The organism is Kitasatospora sp. NPDC058444, assembly GCF_042721415.1.
In the GTDB taxonomy this organism is placed as follows: Bacteria; Actinomycetota; Actinomycetes; order Streptomycetales; family Streptomycetaceae; genus Kitasatospora.
In genome coordinates this window covers 61,666-81,948 of sequence record NZ_JBHXLL010000020.1, presented here as the reverse complement: position 1 = coordinate 81,948, position 20,283 = coordinate 61,666, and the positions used below count along the sequence as shown (strand labels likewise).

Sequence of the window (20,283 nt, the reverse complement as noted above, 5' to 3'; positions counted from 1 at the left end):
GTGACGAGGGGGCCGCACCGCCCGGGGCGCCGTCCACCCCGGGTGCCGTCCGCCCGCCCGTGCGCCACCGGTGTGGCGTCCGCCGTCAGAGCCAGCCGCGACGGCTCGCCTGGACACCGAGCTGGAAGCGGGTCCGGGCGCCGAGCATCTCCTGGAGACGGGTGATGCGGCGCGACACCGTCCGTTCGCTGACGCCGAGTTCGCGGGCGATCGACTCGTCGGTCAGGCCGCCGCTGAGGCAGGTGAGGAGCTGCCGGGTCTCGTCGGTGGAGGCCGCGCCGACGTCGCCCGCCGGCTCGACGGCGGCGGGCAGTGGGACGGCGATCCGCCAGAAGCACTCGAACACCCCGATCAGCGCCTCCAGGAGGTCCGACCGTTGCACGAGGATGTGGTGACGACGGTCCCAGGTGCGCGAGGGGGGACACACGAGGGCGAAGCGGTCGTCGCAGATCCCCATGTTCAGGGGGACGTCGGAGAAGACACGGGCCTGCTCACCGAGGTCGATGGCGGTCTGGACGGCGTCCCGGGCCGACCTGTCGTGCAGCACGTGGGATCCGTAGACGACCGAGGTCTTGACGCCACGCGCCAGTGCCTCCTGACAGCCGGGGGCCAGCTGGTTGGGTCGCGCCGCCCGGCCGGTGTAGCCGATGGTCAGGGAGCGGATCCGTTCGGTGGCCTCGTCGTGGAGCCGCCGGACGAGTGCGCTCCGGGCCGCGTCCGTCCGAGCGATCTCGATGTAGTCGGCTCCGTCGACCTGGTGGTCGCGCCAGAAGCGGGACAGCTCCTCGATGCCGTCGCGCAGCGTGGCGAGTTCCTTGGTGCGGCTTTCCACCACGGCGTCGAGCGCGGCCCGCGGGGGGCGGGCGACGAGCCGTGCGCCGTCGGGTTCCACCAGGCCGAGGCCGGTCAGCTCGCCCACGGCCGCACCCACGGCATGGGACGTCGCCCGCACGGCGCTCGCCAGTTCGTCCGGTGTCATCGGACCGCTCTCGACGAGGGCGAGGTAGGCGCCCTCGGCCTCCGCGTTGATACCTATGCCACGAAGCGAATGCATGCCCAACCTTCGCACGCGAGCGGCCTGACCGGATGAGTATCTGTCGGGTTTCCGTCATGCCGGATTCCGACACCGTGAACCCTTCACCGGCGCGTCGGCTCCCCCGCAGACTCTCCGTATCGCACAGCCGACGGCGCCCTGCCCCTCCAGGGACTCTTCCGCGCGTCGGCTCGACGACATCAAGGAGCTCCCCCGTGAAGAAGACCCTTGCCTGGGCCGTCACCGTGGCGACCGCGGCCACCTGCGCCCTCGGTGCCGCCCTCCCGGCCTCGGCGGCGGAGGGCACGACGCCCGCCGCCGTCACGGCCACCGCGGCCGCCGGCTCGACGTTCGACACGTCCCGTCTCTCCCCGGAGGCGAAGGCCGTCGTCGACAGCATCCTCGCCGCTCTGCCGGCCGACTGGCAGCAGCGCGCCCGGGCCGCCGCCGCCGCGTACGGCTTCAAGGACACCCAGTGGGCGGACTTCGCCGACAGCGCCATCAACCCGGGCGACTACCAGTGCGCGCCCACCGCGTTGCGGGACTACTCGAGGACCATGCTGGACGGTGCCGACCCGGGGCTGCTCCTCTTCCTCTCCCTCATCGGCGTGCTCGACCTGCCCACCTATGACGCGCTGTTCTTCGGCAGCGAGTCGAAGTCCGACTCCTTCGGCTTGAACGGCGAGTACACCAACGAGCTGACGTCCGAAGGAAAGGACCTGAAGAGGTTCTGGGACATCTCCTCGGACGACATCCAGATCGTGCCGATGCACGGCCGGGCGCTCTTCTCCTCGCCGGAGCGGCTGGCCCGCGTGATCGGCGTCGTGTACGGCGCCGAGGGCGACCAGGCGCTGGGCCTGGCCAAGCTGTTCCGCGCCCTCGTCAACCTGGACCCGATCCTCCGGGGCGGCGACAACCCGATCTTCACCTTCAACGCGTTCGCCTTCACCGAGAAGGGCTCACCGCGTCCGCTCGGCGTCTCCGACCGGATCGTCATGGGCGACGGCATCCTGGAGGCCGAGAAGGCCGTGGGCCTGGGCGACACCGCCCCGCGCGCCATCCTCGCCCACGAGTTCGGCCACCACGTGCAGTACGAGGACGGCCTGATCTCCGACACCGCGCTCACCGGGCCGGAGGCCGGCCGCCGGGTCGAGTTGATGGCGGACGCGTTCGGCACGTACTTCCTCACCCACTCGCGCGGCGAAGCCCTCAACGCCAAGCGGGTGCTGGACTCCGAGAAGTCCTTCTACCAGGTCGGCGACTGCGGCTTCGGCTCCGCCGGCCACCACGGCACGCCCAACCAGCGCCTCGCGACGGCCTCGTGGGCGGCGAGCGTGGCCGACGGCGCCGCCGACCAGGGCCACATCCTGCCCTCGCGGCAGTTCTACGGCCTGTTCGAGGCGAAGCTGCCGGACCTCGTGAAGCCGGACGCGTCGAACTGAGCTGTGTGACGGGGCCCTTGCCCTGGTGAGCGCGGTCGCCGTGTGGGGCCAACCAGGCGATCAGTGTTCGATTGTGACTGAATATGGGGCTTTTGACGCGACCGGAACAGCTCTTTGCGCACGAGGTCTTGACGCCCGCGCGAGTGGCGGGCTTTCCTGTGACCCGAACGTTTGATTGTGATGGCTTCTGTTTGTCTGTGTTGCTTCCCACTCCCTTGACCGGGAAGCGCCTCCGACCTGTTCCTCAGAAGCCGGTCGACCGGCGGCAGTTCACCCCGTCCCTCGCGCCCCGGCGGCCACGGCATCCCCCCGTCCCGTCACAGTGGAGCTCCCCCATGCCCCTTGCCGCACCACACAGGCTTCGACGATCCCTGACCGCGGCGACGACCGCGCTCACCCTCCTCGCCGGCGGAGGCGCACTCGCCGTCATGGCCGCCGTCGGCCTCGACGTCGCCACCGCGCCCCCGGCGGCCGCGGTGGAGAACACCCTCGCCCGCACCCCGCAGATGGGCTTCAACAACTGGAACTCGACCCACTGCCGGGCCGAGTTCAACGAGTCGATGGTCAAGGGCATCGCCGACCTCTTCGTCTCCCAGGGCCTCAAGGACGCCGGCTACACCTACGTCAACCTGGACGACTGCTGGGCGCTGCCGAGCCGCGACGCCGCCGGCAACCTGGTGCCCGATCCGGTGCGCTTCCCGAACGGCATCAAGGCGGTCGCCGACTACGTCCACGCCAAGGGCCTGAAGTTCGGCCTCTACTCCAGCGCCGGCACCTCGACCTGCGACGTGCAGGGCTTCCCCGGCGGCCTCGGCCACGAGCAGCAGGACGCGAACCTGTGGGCCTCCTGGGGCGTCGACTACCTCAAGTACGACAACTGCAACAACCTGGGCCAGGACGCCAAGCAGCGCTACACGGCGATGGCCGACGCCCTCAAGGCCACCGGCCGCCCGATCCTGTACAGCATCTGCGAGTGGGGCAGCAACCAGCCCTGGACCTGGGCGGAACCGCTCGGCAACTCCTGGCGCACCACCGGAGACATCTCCGACTCCTGGTCCAGCATGATCGCCATCGCGCACGCCAACCAGGCGCTGGCGCCGTACGCCGGACCCGGGCACTGGAACGACCCGGACATGCTGGAGGTCGGCAACGGCGGGATGACCGACACCGAGTACCGCACCCACTTCAGCCTCTGGGCCGAGATGTCCGCCCCGCTGCTGATCGGCAGCGACCTGCGCACCGCGAGCCCGGCCACCCTCGCCATCCTGAAGAACACCGACGTCATCGCCGTCGACCAGGACCCGCTCGGCGCCCAGGGAACCGTCATCGCCGACTCCGGCGGCCTGGTCGTCATGAGCAAGCCGCTGGCCGACGGAAGCCGCGCGATCACCCTCACCAACGAGACCGGCACCCCGCAGACCATCAGCACCACCGCGGCGGCCGCCGGCATCGGCGGCTCGTCCTCGTACACCGTCAAGGACCTGTGGTCGAAGGCGACCACCACCTCCGCCGGTGCGATCAGTGCCACGGTCCCCTCCCACGGCACCGTGATGTACCGGGTCACGCCGAAGACCCCGACCCCGCTGCCCACCGGGCTCCTGCGGCTCGGCGACCTCGCCTGGACCTCGGCCGCCAACGGCTGGGGCCCGGTCGAGCGCGACCACAGCAACGGCGAGACGGCCGCCGGTGACGGACACGCCCTCACCATCGGCGGGACCGCCTACGCCAAGGGCCTCGGCGTGCACGCGGCCTCCGACATCCGCTACCACCTCGGCGGCGCCTGCCGGAACCTCACCGTGGACGTAGGCATCGACGACGAGACCGGCACCAACGGCTCGGCGGTCTTCCGGATCTACCGCGACCAGACCCTGGTCGCCGACAGCGGCGTGCGCCGCGGCACCGACGGGCCGCTGCGCCTGAGCGCGGACCTGACCGGCGGCGGCGACCTGCGCCTGCTGGTCACCGACGCCGGTGACGGCGGCACCTTCGACCACGCCGACTGGGCGGACCCCCGCCTCGCCTGCGGCACCGGCCCGAGCGCCGGCGCCCACGCCCTCAGCGACCTCGCCTGGTCCAGCGCCGCCAACGGCTGGGGCCCGGTCGAGCGCGACCAGAGCAACGGCGAGACGGCCGCCGGCGACGGACACGCCCTCACCATCGGCACCACCACCTACGCCAAGGGCCTCGGCGTCCACGCCCCCTCCGCCGTCAGCTACTACCTCGGCGGCACCTGCACCAGCCTGAGCACCGACGTGGGTGTCGACGCCGAGTCGGGACTCCGCGGCTCCGTGGTCTTCCAGATCCTCGCGGACGGCGTCAAGGTCGCCGACAGCGGGACGCTGACCGGCACGAAGGCCGCCGTGCACCTCAGCGCCCCGCTCACCGGCGCCAACGAGCTCACCCTCCAGGTCACCGATGCCGGCGACGGCAACACCTCCGACCACGCCGACTGGGCGACTCCCGTGCTCACCTGCACCTGAGCCGCCCCGCCCGCAGGCGCGTGACGGGCCGTCGCCGCTCCCCCCGAGGGGCGGCGGCGGCCCGCCGCGTTTCCGCCACGCGTCGACACGGGGCGACAAATGTTGAGAATTCAACTATAGTCAGGAGTGCCGACCAGGCGATCCAGCCGTACGAGGAGGAACCATGGACCAGTCCGTCACCGACAACACCGAGAAGTCCCGCTTCGAGATCCAGGAGGACGGCGAACTCGCCGGCTTCGCCGAGTACCACCGCTCCGGCGACGAGATCGCCTTCATCCACACCGAGATCGACCCCCGCTTCGAGGGCCGCGGACTCGGCAGCCGACTGGCCCGCGCCGCCCTCGACACGGCACGCGAGCAGCAGCTCGCCGTCCTCCCCTACTGCCCCTTCATCCGGGGCTGGATCACCAAGCACCCCGAGTACGCCGACCTGGTCCCCGCCAGCCACCGCGCCCGCTTCGGCCTGTGAAACCACGGACACCTCTGACACCTCTGACACCAGTGTCACCTCGGCACCCGAGGCCGGAGGCGGGCGAGGTGCCACGACGGGTGGCGAGGCCCCGGCCCGGGAGCCGGAGCCTCGCCACCGTCAACGCCCTTGCCGTACCCGACCGTTGAGGTCCTGAAACGGGTCCGGTGCTCAGCCGCCGCCGTACGTGGCCTGGGTGACCGCGAAGACGTTGCGGCCGCCCGCGGTCTCCTGCAGCGACCACAGCAGGTCGGGGTTGGTGGCGTCCTCCCAGTAGGAGAGGCTCTCGCCGCCGCCGACCCAGGCGAAGGTGGAGGGGCCGGCGGTCGGGGTCCAGTAGTAGAGCTTCTTCTGCCCCGAGGAGTTGAACCACCACCGGCCGTTGTGGGACGCCACGCCGTTGAGGTTGTACCAGGGCAGCTGGAGGGACTCACTGGCGGTCGTCGTCGCGGCGAAGGTCGTCGCCCCGGAGGCGAACGGGAAGCGGACGGCCCGAGGCGCGCGGTTGGGGTAGTCGGTGCAGCCCGACTGGCAGGTGTACTCCGTCATCACGATCGACTTGCTGACCCGGTCGAGGGAGACCGAGGACCACACCAGCTTGTCACTGGAGGTCGTCTGCGCCGTGACGGTGCCGATCTGGGGCAGCACGTAGGCGTAGTTGTGGGCATAGTAGACGGACGCGGACTGTCGGCCGATCTGGTCGGCGGTGCCGCCGGTGTCGGTGTTGAGGATCTTGCGCATGTCGAAGACGCGCATGCCCCGCCCGGTGTCGGCGACGTAGAGGTAGTCGCCGTACCAGGAGACGCCGCCGGCGTGGATCGGGATGTCCTTGAAGTCCGGCGCCGCCGCGGTGCCGGTCGGCTCCACCAGGAGGATCTTGCGGTAGGTGTTGGGGTAGGTGGCGTCCCAGTCGGCCAGGGTGATCCGGCTGCGCTGCTGGGCGCCGTCGCAGCCGTCCTTGGTGTACCAGCTCACCAGCACGAGCTGGTGGCCGTCGTAGTTGCCGCTGTTCGCGGTCCCCACGGCGTCCCGGCTGGTGGTGATGCCCTGCGGGTAGCTCTGGCAATCGGAGTTGTCGCCGTCGTCGAACCGGAAGCCGGTGGACAGGCCGGCGACGGAGAACGACGAGGGCAGCGCCTGCCGGTCGTGGTTCGCGTTCTCCATCACCGTGTGCACCGCGGAGGTCCCCAGCGTCGTGGTGAGCGCCGAGTTGAGGGTGTCGTACTTGTGGTAGTCCGCGGTGAGGGTGTAGTCGGAGGCGGGCAGGGCCGTCGGTGCCGTGGCGGCCGTCGCCGGTGACGCGCCGCCGAGCACACCGGTGACGAGCAGACCGGCCGCGAGTGCCGCCCGCGCCGCGTTTCTGACGTGACGGAAGATCAAAGTGAGCCTCTCCACGTGAATGGATCATCGGGGGCACTCACGCTAGGGGCGCTTTGAGCATGTCCGCAACACCCACGCGGTGGAGGTTCGGCGCCGGTCCCGAGGGCGGCACGGCACCCGGTCCTTCCCGCCGGAGCAGCCGTCCACGGACGTCGCGCACCAGCACCGGCCGTCGAACCGCTTGCCGTCCGCGCGGCGCCCGGGCATCCTGACGGCTCCCCACAACCACCGTGGAACGGGCCGGACATGACGACCTCGCAGCTGCACCGGCGCCTCCCCGCGCTCGAAGGCACCCTGCCGTTCCTCCGCCTCGGGGACGCCCCGACCCCGGTGCGGGAGCTCGCCGGGACCGGCCGGGGCGGGCTGTGGTGCAAGGACGAGAGCGGTTACGGTTCCGGCGGCTGGGGCGGCAACAAGGTCCGCAAGCTGGAGTGGCTGCTGCCCGAGCTGCGCCGGCGCGGCACCCGGACCGTACTGACCGTCGGCGCGACCGGGACCAACTGGGGCCTGGCGGCCGCACTGTACGGGCGCGAGCTCGGCATCCACACCGTCATCGCCCTGATCGACCAGCCCGAGGACGAGCACGTCCGCGAGCAACTGGGCCGACTGCGGCGCTCCGGCGCGACGCTGCACTTCACCCGCACCAAGCCGCTGACGATCGCCGCCGCGCCCTGGCTCTTCCTGCGCCACGCGCGCGGCCTGCGGCTGCCGTCCTACCTGCCCGCCGGCGGCTCGGCACCGATCGGCGTGCTCGGCTACGTCGAGGCGGGCCTGGAACTCGCGGCCCAGGTGGCCGCCGGTGAACTGCCGGAGCCCCGGCGCGTCGTCACCGCGGCGGGCTCCGGCGGGACGGCCGCGGGCCTGGCCCTGGGCTGCGCACTGGCCGGGCTGCGGACGGAGGTCCTGGCGGTGGTGGTCAACGACACCCTGCCGCTGGCCACGGCCGATCTGGCCCGGCTCGCGGACCGGACCGCCGCCGTCCTGCGCGAGCGCGGCGCCACCGTCGACCTCCCGCCGCTCCGGCTCACCTCGACCCGCGCCCACCTGGGCCGCGGCTACGGTCACCCGACGCCCGAGGGCACCGCCGCCGCCCGGGCCGCCGAGGCCGCCGGACTGCACCTCGATCCCGTGTACGCCGCCAAGGCGTTCGCCGCGGCGCTGAGCACCGACCCGGACGGCCCGGTGCTGTTCCTGAACACCTACGGCCCGAGAGGCTGACTCCCCGGCCGGCGGCGCAGACCCCGGCCCACCGCGCCCACCGCACCGGAGAGTTGACGATACGTCAGAATGCGGGGGGCGTGCGGATGGCGAGGATGGCCATGTCGTCGTGGCCGTCGCTCGGGTGCCGGTCGGCGAGGATCCGGACGAGCTCGTCCAGCGGGCGGTCGGCGTGGGCGGCGACGAGGTCGGCGAGGACGTCCAGGCCCTGGTCGATCGGACGGGCGGGGTGTTCGACCAGGCCGTCGGTGTACAGGACGACGGTGCTGCCCGCGGGCAGGGGGTGGCGGTGGTCGGGCCGGTGGAGCTCGGGATCGATCCCCAGGGGGATGCCGGGTTCGCCCTCCAGGTACCGGGCGCGGCCGTCCGGGGTGAGGACCAGGGGCGGCGGGTGGCCGGCGGTGCTCCAGTGGAGGGTCCAGCCGTCGGCGGCGGGTTCGATCCGGGCCAGGCACGCGGTGGTGACGGGCAGGTCGGTGATGGCGCGCACGGTGAGGTCGAGCTGGGTCAGCACCGAGCTGGGCGGGCTCCTCCGGTCGTACAGCAGGGCGCGGAGCATGTTGCGGGCCTGGGCCATCGCGGCGGCGGCGTGCAGGTCGTGGCCGACGACGTCGCCGATGACGGCGACGCAGGCGTGGTCGGGCAGGACGGCGGCGTCGTACCAGTCACCGCCGACTCCGGCCGGTTCGGCGGCGGTGCGGTAGACCGCGGCCCCGGAGAACGGGTCCAGGTCCGGCAGCGTGGGCAGCAGCAGCCGCTGGAACTGCTCCGCGCTGTCGCGCAGGTGCCCGAACAGGCGGGCGTTGTCGATGGCGATGCCGGCCGCGCCCGCGAGGGCCCGCACGATCTCCTCGTCGTCCTGGTCGAACGGCCGGCCGTCCAGGCGCTCGGAGAGGTAGAGGTCCCCGTAGATCTCGCCGCGGACGGTGACCGCCACGCCGAGCAGCGTCCGCATCGGCGGGTGGCCCGGCGGGAAGCCGACGGAGGCCGGGTGGGAGGGGATGTCGTCCACCCGCAGCGGCTCGGGGTGGCGGATCAGGTGGCCGAGCACCCCGCGCCCGTGCGGGAACCCGGTCCCGGAGAGGGCCGCGCGTTCCTGCTCCGTCAGACCGGCGGTGACGAACTGCTCCAGACGGTCGCCGGAGGGGGCGAAGACGCCGAGCGCGCCGTAGCGGGCACCGGCCAGGTCCATGGCCGTGGTGACGATGCGGTGCAGCACCGCGGGCAGGTCCAGGTCGCCGCCGATGGCCACCACCGCCGACAGCAGCCCGTGCAACCGGTCCGTCGACCTCGCCAGGGCGCGCAGCTGCGCGGCGACGCCCTCCGACCGCTCGTCCGGATCCGCCCCCGGCTCCGGAAGCCCGCCCTCACCCGGTGACCCGGCGGGCTCCCCCGCGGGGCTCACCACATCGCCTCGTTCATGCCCGCCAACGCTACCGACGCCACCGCCGGCCGGCCGGGAGCACGCGCCCGGCACGGCCCGGTTCGGTCGCCCGGGCCGCGCCGGCAGCGGGGAGGTCCACGGAACCGGGGCTCGGTCCCGGTGCGGGCGTCGGGGAGCCGACCGCCCGTACCGGGACCCGGGCTCAGACCTCCACGCCGTAGTACTGGGCGAGGAAGCCGATCACGTCGTCGGCGTGCGGGAGCAGCTCCGGCAGCTCCCGCGCCAGCGTCGTGCGGGTGGCCTCGGCCAGTTCGGGCAGGCCGGTGGCGGCGGACTTCACGTACGGGTCGAGGCGGCGGACGAGTTCGTAGTTGCTCTCCACGTCCAGCTGCCGCATGGCCTTCTCCAGCGGGGGCGCGTCGGCCGGCGGGATGTCCGGCAGGACCCGGCTGACGAAGGTGACCCGGTGCAGGACCCGCCAGCACGGCGGCTTGCGGTCGCCCTGCCGGGCCTGGCGCAGCGCAGCCGCGTTGGGGTCGTGCCCGTTCTCCAGCCAGACCGGGTCGACGACCTTGTGGAAGAAGCTGTCGAAGTGCTCGCTGTCCTCCCCGAGGTAGAAGCTGAGGAAGCGGTAGGCGTCCACCTTGCCCGGCACCTTGACGGGGTTCCCGTCCCGGTCGAAGACCGGGTTGCGGTCGGTGTCGTAGCTCTGGAGGTTGCTGCTGGGCGCGACCTCCACCTCCAGTCCGAAGGAGCGGGTGGCCTCCTTGCCGCGGGCCCGGGTGGCGGTCATCCCGCCGCCCACGGAGGCGTCGAGCTGGGCGCCGATGCCGATGCCGGCGATCTGGAAGGAGGTGCCGATCGAGGTGCCCACCGAGCCGGAGAGCGAGTACGAGCCGGCCGTGGTCTCGCTGACCACGTCGGTGGTCTCGGTGGTCTCGGCGAAGAAGCCGCCGGCGGCCGTCCACACGTAGGTGTTGACCAGGTCGCGCTGGGAGAAGCCCTGCCCGGTGGCGCTGTCGGCGGTGTCCCGGCCGCGGGCCGGCGAGGCGTCCGCGCCGAGCGCGCCGCCGAGCACCCGGCCGGCCTTCCGGGCGATCGGGTCGGGGGCGTGGGTCTCGGTGGAGACGCTGTCGAAGTAGCTGTGCCGGCGCTGCTGGTCGCGCTGGATGCGGCGCTTGAGCGCGTACGCCTCGCGGGGCTTGAAGTAGCTGTACTCGCCCCGCTCGCGCACCCCCTGGTAGTCGGGGTCGGCGACCTTGCCGCGCTCGTCGAAGCCGACGGTGCCGTCCAGGGTGCCCTGCTTGGTGTAGCGCGGGTTGATCGGGAAGGGGACGACGTTCCAGTCCTTGGGGATGTCCGGGTTGGGCTGGATGCGGTAGGCGACGAGCGAGCCGGTGTGCGCCAGGCGCAGCGCGAAGACGTCGGCGGTCTGCGACTGCACGACGGCGAAGCCGGTGTTGGCCGGGACGTACCTCCGCCCGGCGGTGGGGTTGAGCACCCGGCCCGGGTCCTCCCAGTGGCCGGTGAGCGCGACCTTGGTGGTGCGGGCGGTGTTCTCGCCCTGGGAGACGGAGGTGTCCTCGGCCCAGCTGTTGGAGAACTCCAGGTTGCCGCGCACGCTCGCCGAGACGCCGCCCTTGGCGATGGACTTGGCGATGCCGAAGCCGAGCGGGGCGGTGATCATCCAGACGTCGACGTCGACCTCGTTGGAGAGCGCGAAGCCGAAGGCGGCGTCCACGCTGCGCTCCTTGGCGGAGGACAGCGAGCGGACGACCTGTTCGGCCTCGGTGAGCTTGACCGTGGAGGCTCCCTCGAAGGTGTCGCTGCCGGGGTCGGTCAGGCCGGCGGTGAGGTTCTCCGAGGGGATCGGCGGGGCGCCCTCGACGTAGCCGACCAGCTGGGGGTCGAACTGGACCTGGCTGACCCACTCGCTGACCAGTTCGCCGACCTTGTAGCCGGTGATCAGGTGCCAGCGGCCGTCCTGGAGGTAGCTGTACGCGCGCTTGAGGACGCCGAACGCCTCGCCGCGCGAGCCGTACTGCATGTCGGCGTACTCGGCGACGGCCGGCGCGGCGGAGACGCTCTGGTGGAACGGGGTGCGCAGCCCGGCCAGGGCGGAGCGGACCTGGGCGGCGTCGTTGGAGACCGGGGCGCTGGAGAGCACGGTGCGCGGGCGGGTGGCCTCCGGCCCGAGGTCGAGGTGGTTGCCGCGCAGGCCCTCGTCGCGGGCCTGGGCCGCGCCCGCCTCGGTGGAGTCCCGGTCGAAGGGCCAGTAGGCGACCAGGTCCTCCTTCTCGCCCTTGAGCCGGGTGAACAGGTTGTCGAGCAGCTGCTCGTGGGTGCGGGCGGTGCGCCAGATCCGCACCTCCTCCAGCACGCCGTCGAAGGCCTCGGCGGGCTTGCCGCCCCTGAGCACGGCGCCCAGGGTCAGCTGCGGGTCGCCGCTGTCGGCGAAGGCGGTGGTGTCGGGCAGGCCCGGGGTTCCGGCCGGGTCGCAGGCCACGGCCACGCCGTTGCGGTACAGCCGGAAGACGCTGCCGCGCGGGTCGGGGTTGCGCACCCAGCGGGCGCCGCGCAGTCGGGCCGGGTGCGAGCCGGTGGCGTCGGCCGTGGTGCCGCCCGCGTTCTCCTCGAACCGCCAGTGCGCGACCAGGCCGCGGTCGCGGGCGGTGACGGCGGTGCCGAGCTGGGCGGCGTCCCGGGCCGCTCCCCAGATCCGGACCTCGGCGAGCACCCCGGCCAGCTGCTGGACGGTGGCGCCCTCGCGGGCCCGGCCGAGCTCCAGCGGCGCGTCGTTGCCGCGCGGCCCGGGGCCCTCGTAGCGGGCGGCGCCGATCTCCCGGCCGTCCAGGTGGAAGCGGATGTCCTGCCACTCGCGCACGGCGAGCGACTCCACCAGCTCGACGCTCCGGGTGACCGGCTTGCCGTCGGCCCCGACCGCGGTGATCTGCTGGGTGCCCTTCTGCTCCTGCATCGAGCGGCCGCCCTTGCGGACCACGGCGACGCGGTGGAACTTCCCGGCCTGCACGCCCTCGGTGGAGGTGAAGCGCACGGCCCGGCCGTCGGGCTCCTCGAAGGCGAACTCCAGCCGCCCGTCGGGCAGGACGGCCAGCCGGTACGGCACGCTGCCGCCGACGCCGTCGGCGGTGCGGCCCTTGGAGAGCAGGCCCTGGGTCTCGCCGAGCCGGTCGACGCGGGCGAACACCTCCAGGGTGAGGTCGTCGGCGATGTCCAGGGCGTCGTCGTCCGGGACTTCGAGGTGGGCGTCGCCGGTCAACTCGACCGCCCAGGACTGCTGGTAGGCCAGGGCGAGGTGGCTCCACTCGCGCAGCGGGAAGGTCTCCCGGCTGACCACCCGGCGGTCGCCGACGGCCGCGACGGCCCGGTAGCCGCCGTCGGCGATCGGCGAGCGGGCCGGGACGGGGGTGGGCATGCCGCGCAGTTCGGCGTGGCGGTTGTTGCCGGAGCGGTCGGCCAGGACGGGCTGCGCACCGGGCGCCGGCGCCGAGTACGTCCAGTAGCCGAGCAGCCCGGGCTCGGTCCCGTTCAGCCGCCGCCCCTGGCCGGCCCGGACCTCGTCGCCGCCGCGGGCCCTGGACCAGAGTCGGACCTCGTCCAGCCGGACGGAGGCGAACTCGCGGGGCCAGCAGACCACCGAGCCCAGCGAGAACCGGCCCTGTCCGCGGTACGGGGCGTTGGCGGTGCGCCGGGCGATCTCCCGGCCGTCCAGGTAGATCACCTGCTGGCGGGTCTCGCGCTGGAAGACGCAGGCCCAGTGGTGCCACTTGGTGTCGCCGAACAGCTGGGTGGTGTCCAGGTCGTCGCCGTGGAAGGCGAAGGTGAAGCGGCCGTTCGAGCGGAAGCCGATGTGCAGGCTCTCGCCGTCCCGCCCCTGGTCCCCGCTGTGCCCGAGCACGTAGTGCGACCGGCTGTCGATCGTGGTGCGCTGGGCCCAGAACTCGACCGTGAAGTCGCCGTCCCCGAAGCCGAAGGCGCCCGGCACCACGGCGGTGTCGTCCACGCCGTCGAAGACCAGCCCGGAGGCGGCCCGGGTGCCGAGCAGGCCGAGGCCATACGGGGTGTCCCCCGCGTTGGCGTGCAGCAGCCGCACCGGGCCCTCGACCCGCTCCGGGTTGATCCAGGTCTCCAGGGTGAGGTCACCCGGGGTCGCCGCCCGGGGTAGCTGCCCGGCGGGCAGGGCGAGGAAACGGCCCTTGCCGTCGAAGGCGTAGGCGCGGCCCGGCATGTCGGCCCGCCAGCGTCCGCCGTGGCCGCGCACCAGCTCGTCCGCGCTGCCGAGGGGCAGCTCGGCCAGTCCGCCGGGGTCGACGGTGACCAGCCGGGAGCCCTCGGCGAGGGTGCTGCCGGGCTGCGTGGACGCGGACCAGCGGTGGTCGTAGCGCACCCGCTGCACGCTCATCCCGGGCGTCAGCAGGGTCGTCTCCGCGCCCGCGCCCAGGCGCAGCGACTTCGATCCGGCGGGGTGACTGCCCTCGAAGCGGAAGCCGTGGCCGCCGACGGTCACGAAGCCGGGGCCGGCCAGCGGGGCGAGGGTGCCCTCGGTGAACTGCACCACGTCGCCGTCGATCCGCAGCACCGTGCCGATCGTCACCGGCTGCTCGGCGGCGCCGTTCACCACGGCGGCGAAGTCCTCGGCCCGGCGGGGCAGATGGGACCACTTCTCGCTCTGCTCGTCGTGCCGGATCGTCAGGGTGACCTGCGTCGGGCCGTCCCCGGCCTCGACGGTGATCGCGGTCGGGGTGAGGTCGGTGGCCGCGTCCCGGGCGGTGAAGGAGACGGTCCGTCCGCCGGCCGGCAGCCGCCGGGAGGAGCGCAGCACCTGGGTGTCGTAGTAGGCGGCGAAGAACTGCCCGTTGGAGCCCCGGAAGTAGAGCACGACGTTGCCGGTGGCGCTGTCCAGCAGGAACGGGCGGTCGGCGGCGCGGGCGAAGCCCAGCAGCGCGCCGGAGCCGCTCAGCCCGGTGCGGTCCACGGTGAGCTGGGGCACCGGCAGGGCGATGTCGTCGGAGCCGCGCACGCCGCCGGTGAGCCGACCGAGCTCCTCCTGCTTGGCGGCGAGGGCGGCCTGCTGGGCGGTCAGGTCGCGGCGCAGCTGGGCGAGCCGGTCCTGCTTGATGGCGAGGAGTTCCAGGCGATCGGTGGATTCGGCGATCTGCCGGTTCAGCCGGTCGGTGGCGGGGCTGGACTTCAGCGAGTTGTCGATCCGCTCCAGGACCAGAACGCCCTCGCCGGAGGCGTTCGCCGTCGAGTAGTCGTACTGGACGATGCGGTCGCCCTGGCTGTCCCGGGCGGCGATCAGCCTGCCGCTGCGGCGGACCACCAGTCCGGTGCCGTTCCAGGAGTCGAGCGCGAAGTGGGTGGAGTCGTTGTCGGCCTCCCGGTCGTACTGGATGATCCGGGCGTCGTTGCCGGTCTCACGGCCCGCGACGTTCATGTCGAGTCCGGAGTTGGCGTTCCGGACGAAGTAGCAGGCGACGCCGTTGAGCGTGGTGCCGGTGGGCTCGAAGGTCCAGATCGTCGACGCGGCCTGCCGGTTCGCGGTGCGCACCAGTGGGGCGGCGCTGTCCTTGCGGTCGCCCTCCACGGCGAGGTACTGGTCCTTGCCGTCCTTCGGCAGCTTGAACCGCAGCCGGTAGCGCCAGTAGGTGGGATCGTTCTCCAACGCGCTGCGCGCCTGGGCCCGTTGGCCCTCGACGTCGGGGATCTCGGCGGTCTCCAGCTGGAGGCGGGTGATCTCGGCCTCGGTGCCGGCGACGTCCCGGGCCAGCCGGGCCACCTGGGCGTCCACCTCGCCGGCGGCCTCCACGTTCCCGCTGGACTCCGGGGCGGCCAGCACCGCCAGGGCCAGCTCCTCGGGGACCTGCGCCAGCCGGCCGTCCCGGCCCACGCCCAGGTCCAGGGTGGCGACGTAGGCCTCCTCGGTGGCCGCGCCGGTCACCGGGTCGGGCCCGCCGGTGGTGCAGGCCAGCAGCACCCTGGCCTGGCGCTTGACCGGCTTGGCCGTCTGGTCGTAGCCGGCCGGCGCGATCTCCTGCTGGTGGTGCAGCAGCGCGGACAGGCCGGAGAGCACCCGGCGGCCACTGAAGGCGAAACTGCTGCGGCCGATCCCGGAGTCCTCGCCGACGGGGGCCTCGGAGGTGACCCAGACGGGGCCGCCGCTGAGCGCGGCGTGCCGTCCGTGGTCGGTCTGGTCGTGCAGGGTCGCGCCGGAGCCCTCGTCGAACCGGTAGTGGACGGCCAGGCCCGGCTCGTTGCCGACCAGGCGGCGGCCGCGGTCGGTGGAGATCTCCGTGCCGGTGCGCGCGCGGTGCCAGATCCGGACCTCGTCCAGCTCGCCGCGCCCGTACGAGCGGATGGCCCGCCCCAGGGTGAGCCCGCCGAGGCCGGCGTAGGGCATGTCGGTGGTGCGGCGGCCGAGTTCGACGCCGTCGCGGTAGACGATCTGCTCACGGGTGTCCCGGACGAAGACGCAGGCCCAGTGGTGCCAGTCGCTGTCCGTGGTGCGCTGCGGGACGTTCAGGTCGTCGCCGTAGAAGGCGAAGGTGAAGGTGTCGTCGCCGCGGAAGCCGATGTGCAGGGTGCGCAGCCGGACGCCCTTGGAGGCGCCGTGGCCGATCAGGAAGTCCTCGCGGCCGCCGGTGGCGGTGCGCCGGGCCCAGAACTCCACGGTGAAGTCGCGGTCGGCCAGGTCGAGGGCGCTGCTGGGCAGTTCGGCCAGGTCGTCGACGCCGTCGAAGCGCAGTGCCGTCCCGGCGCGGCCGCCCTCGCCCGCCGCGGGCACCAGCGGCCGGCCGGTGAACGGGCAGGTGCCGGGCGCGGTCTCGTAGACGGCGCTGCGGTGGCGCGGGTCGGGGCTGGTCCAGGCCTGGGTGCCCTGGGTGTTGAAGAGGCCGTCCCGGCTGCGCTCGACGCTGAAGCCGTCGATCCGGCCGGTGGCGTCGTTGTGCGCGAAGACCTGCCAGCGCTCCCGGCCGTGCACCGCCGTGGGCACCAGCAGGGCGGTGAAGCGGCCCTCGGAGAGGTTGCGGACGAAGGACAGTTCCTGGGTGGGCTCGACGAACGGCTGCCCCTCCATGTCCTGGGTGCCGAGGCTGTCCTTGGCGGAGTCCGGGCGGCCCTTGTGCCGGCTGCGCCGGTAGCGGACCTCCAGGACCGGCTTCAACTCGCCGCCGGCCAGCACGAAGCGGTCGCACAGCAGGGTGGCGTCGACCACCGCGGCCTTGCCCTGGCCGTCCTTGGTCAGGTAGTCGGTGCGGTTCGGGTCGCCCGAGGAGCCGGTGCCGTCGGCGAGCCGGAACACCGCGTCGGGGTGGTCGGCCCGTACGGACTGGCGCAGCACGTAGACGTGGGTGCCGTCGGAGATCACGTGGAAGGGGGCGGCGGCGCCGAGGCGGGCCGTGCTGGACAGGAAGCGGTCCAGCTCCTGCTCGTCCAGCCGCTCGGCCGCGTCCGCCTCCACTCGCCCGCCACGCTTGACGACGGGCATCCGCACCGTGCCCGTCACCGCGTAGCCGACCCGCGCCACCTCGGAGGGGAAGCGCAGGTGCAGCGGGTCCTCCGACCAGTACGCCGCGTCGGCCTCGCCCTTCGCCTCGTCGTGCTGCGACAGGTCCAGGACGCTGTAGAGGATGCGCCGTTGGTCGTCCATCGCGAACGCGACCGTGCTGCCCTGGTGCCGCACGGTCGTGGTGTGCACGTAGGCGCGGTCGCTGTAGACCTTCGCCAGGTGCTGCGTCTCCGTCAAGCTGCCACCTCACACCCGGTGGCCGCGGGGTCACCCACGGCCACGCGATCAACACAAAACGTGTTCACGCTTTCACTGGATGTGACGGATCATCAAGACACTTTCGCGCCAGGAGACCTGGGCGATCCCGCCATCCCCCTCGTCTCCCCCGGAGCGGGACGTCGGATCACCGCGCCCCGCGGTGGGCTCCCCGGCCCGGACGGGCCGGGGCCGGGGGAACCCACCGGTCGGGCGTCAGCCGTCAGGCGCGGCAGGTCCCGGTGGACCAGTCGACGGTGGCGGCGGCCTGCGAGTACGTCCACTCGGGGGCGAGCAGGTCGCGGTCGAGCTGCGCGGCCGCGTTGCGGTCCTCGACGATGTAGCCGAAGTCCTGCAGCCAGGCCGGGTACAGGTTCTTCGAGCCGATGTAGAAGGCCGAGTCGTCGACCGAGACCAGCTTGTGGTGCAGCGCGTACGGGTGCCCGTCGGCCCAGGTGGCGGCGGAGGCCGCGCGGAAGGAGGCCAGCTGGAGGTTGCCGCAGAGAGCCGCGGAGGCCTTGCCCGGGTCGCCGGTGAGGGCGGTGAGCCGGGCCTTCAGGATGTCGCTGATCTCGGCGAGGGACTTCATCTGCGAGTAGCCGCCGCTGCCCACGGTGCCCCGGTTGGCCGGGTCGCTGACCACGATCCGCACCTTGACCCCGGCGGCCAGCTTGGCGGCCAGCGTGTCGTAGAGCCGGGCGTCGTAGCGCGACAGCGGCGGGCAGGTGCCGTTCAGGTCCTGCTGGGAGATCTCGATGTGCCGCTGGGCGCTGCCGACGAGGGCGCGCAGGGCGTTCTCCTCGGGGTTGACGGTCTCGTAGTCGCGGTCGGCGTTGGTGTTGTCGTGCAGGGTCAGCGGGCCGCACTTGGCGTCCGCGGCCCCGGGGACGGGCCCGGGCCGGTACGTGGAGGAGGGGTCCGCGTCCTTGATGCCGACGCCGAGGCCGCCGACGGCGATCACCGGGACGTTCCCGGTGGCGGGGGCGGGCGGGTTGAGCTCGCGTTCGATCGACGGGCGGCAGGCGCCGCCGTCCGAGGAGGCGAACCACGCGTTGTCGAAGACGCCGACCCGGCCGCAGGTCCACTCCCACAGGGTGTCCAGGTAGCGGCCGGCGGAGGTCGCGGCGGGGCCGCTGAGCGCGAGGTCGACGTCCGAGACGGGGTGCGTGGTGTCGAGGTAGTCCTTGCTCCAGCCGTTGATGCCGCCGGTGAGGGCGGTGCGTCCGTCGACCACCAGGAGCTTGGAGTGGTTCCAGGAGAAGGAGGTGCGCGAGGTGGTCATCGAGGCGACGTTGAGGCTGACCGACGAGGCGGCCGGCCCGAGCTTGGCGACCAGCTCGTCCCGGTACTGCGACGGCAGCACGTTGATGCTGTACAGCGGCACCGCGCCGACCAGGATGCGCACCACCGGGCGGTGCCCGGCGGCGACCGAGGCCTTGAGTCCGGCGACCAGGGCGTCCTCGAAGCCGCCGTCGGGGAAGGGCGCGAGGGTGGAGACGTCGACGGTCCGGGTGGCGGCGGAGACGTCGGCGGTCATCTTCGCGAGCAGCGCGCGGGTGCCGGGCCGGTCGGCGCAGGTGGCGTCGCCCCAGCAGGCGGGCGTCTGGAACAGCCAGTCGGCGGGGCCGCCGACGCGGTCGGCGCCGGCCAGGGCGTTGCCCTCGGTGCGCTGCCAGACGGTGCCCTCCAGGCCGGGCGACACCTGGCGCAGCACCTGCTCGACGGCGTCGAGGTGGCTGGTGCCGGCGCCCTGGGCCGAAGCGGTGGCGGCCTGGGACGGCGCGGCCGGCACGAGGGAGAGGAGGGTGGTGGCCGCGACGGCGGCGAGGGTGCCGCGCAGGGCGCGGCGGGATCGGCGGGAGCCGGATCGGTACACGTGAGGATCCTTCAGAACATGGCGGGCATCGTGCTGTTCGCCCGCAAGACACCCAGAGACTACCGGTTGGTAACACATCGTCCAACTTGCGCATGACAAGCGCGGGCCGCCCCGACCGGCCCCCCGGGGTGTCCGCCGCCGACCGGTCCCGCCGGGCGGCGGCACAGCACGAGGCCGCACCGCCGCCCGGCCGCCCTCCGTCAGGGAAGCGCGACGAACGGGGCGAGGAACGCCCGGGCGACGGGCGTGTCCAGCCGGTACGCGACATTGGTGGCGTAACACGGTCCGTCACCCGTGATGGTCGTCGCCACCAGCAGCGACCGCCCGTCGATCACGGCGAAGTTCGGCCCGCCCGAATCCCCGTAGCAGGCACCGCCGTTGCCCTGCGGCGCGGTCATCGCCAGCCGCACCCACGGGGCGTTGAGCGCGTTGAAGCCCACCGGTGCCTTCATCCGTACGCCGCCGCCCGGGTGCGTCAGGCCGCCGGGGCCGCGCTGCGCCTCCTGGGTGCCGTAGCCGGCGACGGTGAACGGGGTCGCGTCGAGTTGCCGCGGCCCGAGCGCGCCGAGCCGGCCCTCCGTGGGCAGCGCGGCCGGGGTGAACGTCCAGCGCGCGGCCACCTCCGCCGCCGGCAGCTGGATGACGGCGATGTCGTGCGGGTCCGACGACGGCCCGGGGTAGGCCGGGTCCTGATGGGCAGTCCCCTCGACGGCCACCGCCGCGGCGACGGCCGACGGGTCGCCCGGGTGCGCGGCCCGGGCGGCGTCCAGACCGGCCTGGACGTCCTGGTCGAGCGAGACGTGGAACCGGGCGCCGGCCGGCCAGTCGCTGGTGCAGTGCGCGGCGGTCAGGAACGTGTCGGCGTCCACCATGGTGCCGGAGCACATCCAGTCGACCCGGTCCGGCGTGGCGGGGTCGCCGTCGTCGTCCCACTGCACCACCAGCGCCCCGACCTCGGTGCGTTCCGGTGCGGGAGAGGCGTTGTAGGAGTTGATCGCGGCGGCGGGCGTCGTTCCCGTGACGAACGCGCCCGCGGCGAGCGCGCCCGCGAGGGCGGCGCCTGCCGTCCGTCTGAGGACCGCGCGGAAATCGGTGATCGGCACTGCTCGGAGCTCCCTTCCGGACCACCGGAACCTCCGGCGTCCGCTGCTCGGCACCCTGGGGTGCCACCGGGTGGATGCCCGACGCCCGACGCCGGCCCGGCCGGTCCCCGGC

At 73.2% G+C, this 20,283-nt stretch carries 10 protein-coding genes; 4 read left to right on the top strand and 6 right to left on the bottom strand.

Features of this window, described 5'->3' with window-relative positions; all coding sequences use genetic code 11:
- Positions 1 to 85: 85 nt before the first annotated feature.
- Positions 86 to 1,054 carry a LuxR C-terminal-related transcriptional regulator gene (locus tag ACFWP2_RS21690; protein ID WP_380453763.1) on the bottom strand — a complete coding sequence of 323 codons (969 nt, stop codon included), beginning with the start codon at positions 1,052 to 1,054 and terminating at the stop codon, positions 86 to 88.
- 194 nt (positions 1,055 to 1,248) lie between these two features.
- Between ACFWP2_RS21690 and ACFWP2_RS21685 the strand changes: the two genes are divergently transcribed.
- From ACFWP2_RS21685 to ACFWP2_RS21675, 3 genes are all read left to right on the top strand, one after another.
- Positions 1,249 to 2,475: a hypothetical protein gene (locus ACFWP2_RS21685; RefSeq protein ID WP_380453761.1), complete on the top strand. Its 1,227-nt coding sequence runs from the start codon at positions 1,249 to 1,251 to the stop codon at positions 2,473 to 2,475.
- A gap of 335 nt (positions 2,476 to 2,810) precedes the next feature.
- On the top strand, positions 2,811 to 4,955 hold the full coding sequence (locus tag ACFWP2_RS21680; protein WP_380453759.1) for an NPCBM/NEW2 domain-containing protein: 2,145 nt from the start codon (positions 2,811 to 2,813) through the stop codon (positions 4,953 to 4,955).
- Between the two features lie 163 nt (positions 4,956 to 5,118).
- Positions 5,119 to 5,424 (top strand): GNAT family N-acetyltransferase, encoded by a 306-nt coding sequence (locus ACFWP2_RS21675; RefSeq protein ID WP_380453757.1) that lies wholly within the window; start codon positions 5,119 to 5,121, stop codon positions 5,422 to 5,424.
- A 171-nt stretch (positions 5,425 to 5,595) separates the two neighbouring features.
- Here ACFWP2_RS21675 and ACFWP2_RS21670 read toward each other — a convergent pair whose 3' ends face one another.
- Positions 5,596 to 6,804, bottom strand: a complete 1,209-nt coding sequence (locus ACFWP2_RS21670) for a hypothetical protein (protein WP_380453755.1) — start codon at positions 6,802 to 6,804, stop codon at positions 5,596 to 5,598.
- Between the two features lie 246 nt (positions 6,805 to 7,050).
- Between ACFWP2_RS21670 and ACFWP2_RS21665 the strand changes: the two genes are divergently transcribed.
- A complete protein-coding gene (locus ACFWP2_RS21665; RefSeq protein WP_380453753.1) occupies positions 7,051 to 8,022 on the top strand; it encodes a pyridoxal-phosphate dependent enzyme in 972 nt (323 codons plus the stop codon).
- Between the two features lie 64 nt (positions 8,023 to 8,086).
- On the opposite strand, the gene ACFWP2_RS21660 is transcribed toward ACFWP2_RS21665, so the two are convergent.
- The 4 genes from ACFWP2_RS21660 to ACFWP2_RS21645 form a co-directional block, all read right to left on the bottom strand.
- Positions 8,087 to 9,427: a PP2C family protein-serine/threonine phosphatase gene (locus ACFWP2_RS21660; RefSeq protein WP_380453751.1), complete on the bottom strand. Its 1,341-nt coding sequence runs from the start codon at positions 9,425 to 9,427 to the stop codon at positions 8,087 to 8,089.
- A gap of 181 nt (positions 9,428 to 9,608) precedes the next feature.
- Positions 9,609 to 17,174: a LamG-like jellyroll fold domain-containing protein gene (locus ACFWP2_RS21655; protein WP_380453748.1), complete on the bottom strand. Its 7,566-nt coding sequence runs from the start codon at positions 17,172 to 17,174 to the stop codon at positions 9,609 to 9,611.
- 241 nt (positions 17,175 to 17,415) lie between these two features.
- Positions 17,416 to 19,068, bottom strand: a complete 1,653-nt coding sequence (locus ACFWP2_RS21650; protein ID WP_380453746.1) for a phospholipase D-like domain-containing protein — start codon at positions 19,066 to 19,068, stop codon at positions 17,416 to 17,418.
- 200 nt (positions 19,069 to 19,268) lie between these two features.
- Positions 19,269 to 20,171, bottom strand: a complete 903-nt coding sequence (locus ACFWP2_RS21645) for a trypsin-like serine protease (protein ID WP_380453744.1) — start codon at positions 20,169 to 20,171, stop codon at positions 19,269 to 19,271.
- Between the last annotated feature and the right edge of the window lie 112 nt (positions 20,172 to 20,283).

Excerpts from the sequence above, each read along its gene's own strand:
- ACFWP2_RS21675 (WP_380453757.1), top strand. The coding sequence starts at position 5,119 with ATGGACCAGTCCGTCACCGACAACACCGAGAAGTCCCGCTTCGAGATC.
- ACFWP2_RS21680 (WP_380453759.1), top strand. The coding sequence starts at position 2,811 with ATGCCCCTTGCCGCACCACACAGGCTTCGACGATCCCTGACCGCGGCG.
- ACFWP2_RS21665 (WP_380453753.1), top strand. The coding sequence starts at position 7,051 with ATGACGACCTCGCAGCTGCACCGGCGCCTCCCCGCGCTCGAAGGCACC.
- ACFWP2_RS21690 (WP_380453763.1), bottom strand. The coding sequence starts at position 1,054 with ATGCATTCGCTTCGTGGCATAGGTATCAACGCGGAGGCCGAGGGCGCC.